Origin of the sequence: Colwellia psychrerythraea (assembly GCF_000764185.1) — a bacterium.
Classification (GTDB): Bacteria; Pseudomonadota; Gammaproteobacteria; order Enterobacterales; family Alteromonadaceae; genus Colwellia; species Colwellia psychrerythraea_B.
This window is the reverse complement of record NZ_JQEC01000071.1, coordinates 189,398-195,397: the sequence shown is the minus strand read 5'-3', so window position 1 is coordinate 195,397 and position 6,000 is coordinate 189,398. Positions and strand designations below refer to the sequence as shown.

The window sequence follows — 6,000 nt, the reverse complement described above, 5'->3', positions numbered from 1 at the left end:
TAGACATAATGACTCCCACGAGGTGCTAGCCTCCAGATTCGTGGGTTAGTAAAACCAGAGCCATAATATATGTGTTAAACAATATAAACTGGAGGCTAACATGTACAAATATAACATACTTTTCATCGGCTTAGATACCCATAAAGTGTCTACCGAAGTGGCACATGTAGAAGACCAACGTGGTGCAAAACCCGTTCATTATGGAAAAATAAAAACGACCAAAGCAGCCATTACAAAATTGGCTCGGCAATATCAATCCAAATACCCACAGGCGACACTACATTTTGTTTATGAAGCAGGCCCCTGTGGTTATTGGATTTACCGATTACTGACCAGCTTGAGTCATTGCTGCTATGTCGTTGCCCCCTCATTAATTCCAAAGAAACCAGGAGATAAAGTAAAAACTGACAAACGTGATGCGTTGAAATTAACCAAACTGCTTAAGGATGAAGAATTAACACCCATATATGTGCCAGAGCCTGAAGACGAAGCAATACGCGACCTATCAAGGGCAAGAGAAACAGCGATGAAAGACTTAAAGGATGCTAAATATCAACTTAAGGCCCTATTTCTTCGTAATAACATCAGCTGTAAGGTCAACGATAATTGGTCACTTCAACACCTTCGTTGGTTGACTGAGCTCATTTTACCTCACCCAAGCCAACAAATCGTTTTGCAAGAAATGATACAAGTTATCACTGAGCGAATACAGCGAGAGAAACGACTGGCCAATGAATTATTTCATCAGGTGAAGTCGTGGCGGTTTTATCCTGTAGTTAAAGCACTTCAAGCCGTCAGAGGTGTTCGACTGCTTATCGCAACGGGTATTGTCGCAGAGCTTGGCGATTTAAGGCGCTTTGACCATCCAAAAAAGCTCATGTCGTATCTAGGATTAGTCTCAAAAGAGCACAGCAGTGGTGATAAACGGCGGTTAGGTAGCATTACCAAATGTGGCAATGGACGAGCAAGGCGTTTACTTGTTCAAGGCGCTCATACATATAAGCACAAAGCCAATATATCGACAGAATTACAAAAGCGTCAGGAAGGCTTACCCAAAGAAATTACCGATATTGCTTGGCAGGCCCAACTTAGGCTGTGCCGACGATACAATCGGCTGCTGAGTAGAGGAAAACATCGTAATGTCGTGGTGATAGCCATTGCCAGAGAGATGGCCGCTTACCTGTGGGCTATTGCCCGTGAAGTAGTCATTACGCCAGTTGATACACGATTAAGAATATCGAGAGTACCTGCATGATAAAAAGTTTTGAGTTAGCGCATTGGGTCAAGCATCGGCTGTGGCATAACCACCGAGGGCGTTAGGCTGGCAACGGTATTTATTATCGTTGAACCACGAGCATAGACTGAAATCAGGTGCCACGACGGAATAAGTAAGGTCGGCACTGCTAACCAACAGGTTAGTAATCCACGAATATCAGCATGATAACCGACGAAATTACTTGCTTCATCTATGCGTTAACTCTTTTATTTTAAAAGTAGACATTATGGCTCTAAATTAATGAGCAGGGATCGGTGTATTTAACTTGACGTGGGGAGTCATACCAACGCCCAATTAACAGGCAAAAAATAGTTGGTTAAAATAAGCGACGCAGGAGCAAAAACCAACTGTTTTTTGTCCTTGTTGAATTGCCTTGTTATATTTACAAACCACCATTATCTTTATTATCGCCATTAAAAAACGAATGATACTTCCGTCTTGGAGCATGAAATTTCAATATATAAAGCAACATTGAAATAGCCCAAGGTAGTACGTAAAACTGTACCGGTGTTGGAGTAATGAAAGGTTTGATATAGAGCATACTAAAATAAAAGATCACCGCAGAACAACACCATAGAAAGAACGTTACAAAGCCAGCAAGAGCCATTGATTGTTTATTCTTCTGACGATTTTCAACCCTCAACCATAATTCAAAGATAAAAATTGACAAAATTAGATTAAAAATAACGACTGCAACGCCCACCACACTCTCCATGTAAATATAACGCCCATTTAAGGGGCTGATAATTGTTTGCTAAAATGTGTAGCGCAGCGAAACCGAGCTAAACTGTTAGCAGTCCCGCTTTAAATTCTTGTTATGTGTTTTTACACCAAGCCAAATTTAGCCAATACAAACAATAGCATAAAGCCACACGCCAGACCTAAACCACCATAACAAACCATGCGCCTTACATAAAGTCGATGAGGCTCATACCATTTAGTTTGAAATAAGTGAGGCACTTGCCAAATTTCAAAATTGCGACAGTCATTTTTTTCTTTTAACGTCAGATTAATAGATTTAGGTGCTAGTAAAACACCTGTAACAAACACGATAAAGGAAACGGCTAGAAGGATTAAAATTGAAATTAACATTTAGAACTCCTTCCTTGAGAAACACATAACGCTAAGCTAAGCGGAAAAATGCGGTTGGCTAAAATGTGCGAGGCACGAGCGCAGCCAACTGTAATTTTTCCGTTTGAGCGCCTTGTTATGTTTATTGCCGCGAATAAGGTTCAGTAAAAACCACGCCATATTCATCAATATTTGTATATCGAACAACTTCATATAAAGTCTCGCCCTCAAGATAAAAACCTACCTCATAATTTATCGAGTCTAAACTTGTATCAATGGGCTGAACGTAAGAATCATACCAACGAGCCTCATAACCATGTAGGGTAGTGATAAAATCATAATCATAATATTCGATATCCCCAGCATGGAAAAAAGGAATTAATTCTGATGGAGTTAAACAATTCATATCTTTAAATCCATATGAATTTAACTCAATTACAAAAGCAGATATGATATATTCTCGCGCCACATAAAGCTCTGAATTATCACTTTGTTTACAAGGAGAGTGCCATACCCCAAAATAATCATCTGAAATATATTCCTCTGAATCTCCTGAACCTTTGCATGCGGTGATAATACTTAACAATATAATAATTAAACTAACTCTCAAAAAAAACTCCATAAACATAACGCCCACATTAAGGGGCTTTTTATTAGTTTGCTAAAATTGTGTAGCGAAGCGAAACCGAGCAAACTGTAAAAAGTCCCGCTTTAATTGCTTGTTATGTGGCAGTACTTAAATGCTCAATATTTTGCTTACTAACTAAGACCCAAAATGTATTACAAACATTATAAAAACGGTACAAAGGATATAGCAGTAACAATAAAAAAGTAATCAAATCACCAAAATCTCTATTATCGTAGTAAAGATCAGATGGATTCTTTAGTGTTGGTAAAGAATCTTCTATTTTATTTGCCTCAATTTCCAATTCATCTTTAGATAAATTAACCACCATTATCTTTGAATCGAAACGATAAATGAAATACTCATCAGACTCAGTTGAACCATATAGAGCCTTATCACTAATACCGACCAACACAATATTACTGATGATTGCTTCACCGCCTTCTCGAGTAGGCCATAAATACCATTTATCCGGAATATCTATGGCTCCCATAGTGAGTCCATCATTTATAGGAAGCGTCCAATAATCTGTTAAAGGAGGATCTACATCTCTAACGAACTCACAAACTAGAACATTAGCAATAACTGCCAGCAAAAAATAAGGCGCTAACTTTAATGGGAACCAAAAGAGTTGGTTAACTAAAATATTAGTCTTTTTCTTTAACAGCATAATTAACCGAGCAATTAACATCAGTGCGAGCCCAATAATGCTTGCGAGTAAGAAATAAATAATCCCTACGATGATTAATTGAAAAAGAGGCCCCAAATTATACTCCTAGCCTGAATGCCACATAACGCCCACGTTAAGGGGCTTTTTATTAGTTTGCTAAAATTGTGAAGCGAAGCGAAACCGAGCAAACTGTAAAAAGTCCCGCTTGAACTGCTTGTTAGGAGTACTTTACAACAAGCCCATATAATATTGTATTGGGGGTACTGAAACTAATATACCGCCCAAAGCCAGTAACCACTTTTTACTTGGAGGATAAAAGAACGTATTGCTTACACCTACCAAGCCTTCAAAAAAAATACACATACTAGTTTTGAAATACGCTAATAAACAGATACAGCCAAGGGAAACAGCGTAAATTACAGTAGGAACTGGCTCTTCAGCGGTGAGAAGCCAAGGAGGAATGAAAACCAAAGCAGTTAATAAAATACTTATAGTTTTATTTTCACCTTCTGAATTTTGGAGTCCTGACTTCCAAATAATAACCAAGATTGTGGTTACTATTATTAGAGTAAACCAATACTCAAGTATGAACTCCATTTCAGTACTCCTAACGCCTTACTAAGAGGCAAATATCAGTTGGTTAAAATAGGCGACGAAGGAGTAAAAACCAACTGTTATCTGTCCTTTTGAGTAACTTGTTATGTGTTAACTATTTTGACGGATTAATATTCTCTAACTTCTTCAAATTCAAAGTTTATGCTTTCAGCGCTATAGGTGAAGCAGTTGATAATATCTGCTGCTTCGAGATCAAATAAAGCTATATTATGCCCTGTCCCTAATGAACTTCTGTAAGCAATGCCATCATATCCTTTAGATTTTATAAATTCTGAGATTATTTGTGTTGGTGCATAATCCGATTTTTGATCCGAAGCTTTAGTTGGCTTTGAGAATGCTTGATCAATATGAAACCAAACAGACTCAATTTTTTTATCTTCACTTGGCTCTTTGAAGTGAAAGGCTGTTTTACTTACCTTTTTGTCAGTAGCAAAAACAATTATTTTAAGATCTTTTTTTAATTTGAATTGACCTACAGACATTATCGAAGCTAACCAAGGCCTTACTTCTGACATTGCGGTTTCTTTATCAGTAGCTACATATAAACAAGGAATACCTTTAGCACTAGCTCTGCCTTCTGAAGCACTATCCACTAATGGTTTCATGCGCGCGTAAGGGAAAGGGTAAACAAGATCATCAACATGGATTTGCTCATTCGTGTCGGGATCTTCTTGATAGTAAGGTCGTAAAGCATGGCCATTTTGTGCTCGCCACAAAAGAGAATCCTTTTCTAAAATCGTTGTACGATCTTCGCAGGTATCTATTATTGCATTTAGGAAATTTTTAGATTCTTCATCCAATATATATCGAAGTTTATTATGTACAGAATTACTAAATTCCCAATAGCTCTTCCAAGACTTAAAACTCAAAGTAAACTCCTAACTATGATTAACACATAACGCCCGTTTAATGGGCAAATAATAGTTGGTTAAAATAAGCGACGCAGGAGCAAAAACCAACTGTTATTTGTCCTGATTGAAACGCTTGTTATGTGTTTTTACTCTGATCTTGTTTGATGATTTTAAGTAGTAAGTCAATTCTGCGGTTTGTCTTTTTACTTTCAGCGGTAACCATGCCTTGAACAAAAGACGAGGCAATGAAAATAACGCACATTATTTGAAATAACTCACTCTCGATTGTAAAGAAACTATTTGCAAGTAGAAGCAAGCCAAATGGCGCAATAATAGAAAGGAAGTCTTTAAGCCCCCAATCATGTGAACCAAGCTTATCAAATTCTTCTTTATACTTTTGAAGCTCAGAAATACGTTCTAACTCTATTTTAGCTTCTACAATTTTTACGTCATCATTATCCACTGAAAACACCATACTCCTGAAACACATAACGCCCACTTAAGCGGACAAAAATAGTTGGTTATAATGTGAAGCGAAGCGGAACCTAACCAACTGTTTTTGTTCCGTTTAAAGTGCTTGTTATGTGTACAGCTGCTACTAACTTACTAAGAACCATATATATATGAAAAATAACCCAACTGGTATTGATAGATAGGCGAATATACGAGCAGTAAGTTTTAAACCTTTGCGCCAATGTTTACGTTTGTATTCTTTAATACTGCTCTCGTCAATTATACCTTTTTCTTTGCACTGTTCATTTAAACCTTTATCAGCATTTTTATAATCTGAATATATATTAAAGAATTTAAAAAAAATGCCTACGAGAACAAATGCAATTATTATTACTGAACTCAATTATTGACTCCCAACTTCCATGTACACATAACGCCC

9 protein-coding genes are annotated in these 6,000 nt (G+C 37.2%); 1 reads left to right on the top strand and 8 read right to left on the bottom strand.

Going from position 1 to position 6,000, the window contains the following annotated elements:
* The first annotated feature begins 100 nt into the window (after positions 1–100).
* Positions 101–1,255, top strand: coding sequence for an IS110 family RNA-guided transposase (locus tag GAB14E_RS01510; RefSeq protein ID WP_033081990.1), 1,155 nt, complete (start codon positions 101–103; stop codon positions 1,253–1,255).
* Between the two features lie 14 nt (positions 1,256–1,269).
* Here GAB14E_RS01510 and GAB14E_RS25590 read toward each other — a convergent pair whose 3' ends face one another.
* The 8 genes from GAB14E_RS25590 to GAB14E_RS01545 form a co-directional block, all read right to left on the bottom strand.
* On the bottom strand, positions 1,270–1,401 hold the full coding sequence (locus GAB14E_RS25590; RefSeq protein WP_269429112.1) for a hypothetical protein: 132 nt from the start codon (positions 1,399–1,401) through the stop codon (positions 1,270–1,272).
* A 257-nt stretch (positions 1,402–1,658) separates the two neighbouring features.
* Positions 1,659–1,979, bottom strand: a complete 321-nt coding sequence (locus GAB14E_RS01515; RefSeq protein WP_156115804.1) for a hypothetical protein — start codon at positions 1,977–1,979, stop codon at positions 1,659–1,661.
* Between the two features lie 122 nt (positions 1,980–2,101).
* A complete protein-coding gene (locus GAB14E_RS01520) occupies positions 2,102–2,368 on the bottom strand; it encodes a hypothetical protein (RefSeq protein WP_033084386.1) in 267 nt (88 codons plus the stop codon).
* Between the two features lie 121 nt (positions 2,369–2,489).
* Positions 2,490–2,957: a hypothetical protein gene (locus tag GAB14E_RS01525; RefSeq protein WP_231562125.1), complete on the bottom strand. Its 468-nt coding sequence runs from the start codon at positions 2,955–2,957 to the stop codon at positions 2,490–2,492.
* Positions 2,958–3,069: 112 nt separating this feature from the next.
* On the bottom strand, positions 3,070–3,738 hold the full coding sequence (locus GAB14E_RS01530) for a hypothetical protein (protein ID WP_033084384.1): 669 nt from the start codon (positions 3,736–3,738) through the stop codon (positions 3,070–3,072).
* Positions 3,739–3,870: 132 nt separating this feature from the next.
* A complete protein-coding gene (locus tag GAB14E_RS01535) occupies positions 3,871–4,239 on the bottom strand; it encodes a hypothetical protein (protein WP_033084383.1) in 369 nt (122 codons plus the stop codon).
* 125 nt (positions 4,240–4,364) lie between these two features.
* Complete coding sequence (locus GAB14E_RS01540; RefSeq protein ID WP_033084382.1) at positions 4,365–5,126, bottom strand: RES family NAD+ phosphorylase; 762 nt, start codon at positions 5,124–5,126, stop codon at positions 4,365–4,367.
* Positions 5,127–5,244: 118 nt separating this feature from the next.
* Positions 5,245–5,571, bottom strand: coding sequence for a hypothetical protein (locus GAB14E_RS01545; protein ID WP_081967920.1), 327 nt, complete (start codon positions 5,569–5,571; stop codon positions 5,245–5,247).
* Positions 5,572–6,000: the final 429 nt, after the last annotated feature.

Bases quoted from the DNA above. Each gene is read 5' to 3' on its own strand.
- GAB14E_RS01510 (WP_033081990.1), top strand. From the start codon at position 101: ATGTACAAATATAACATACTTTTCATCGGCTTAGATACCCATAAAGTG.
- GAB14E_RS01520 (WP_033084386.1), bottom strand. From the start codon at position 2,368: ATGTTAATTTCAATTTTAATCCTTCTAGCCGTTTCCTTTATCGTGTTT.
- GAB14E_RS01535 (WP_033084383.1), bottom strand. From the start codon at position 4,239: ATGGAGTTCATACTTGAGTATTGGTTTACTCTAATAATAGTAACCACA.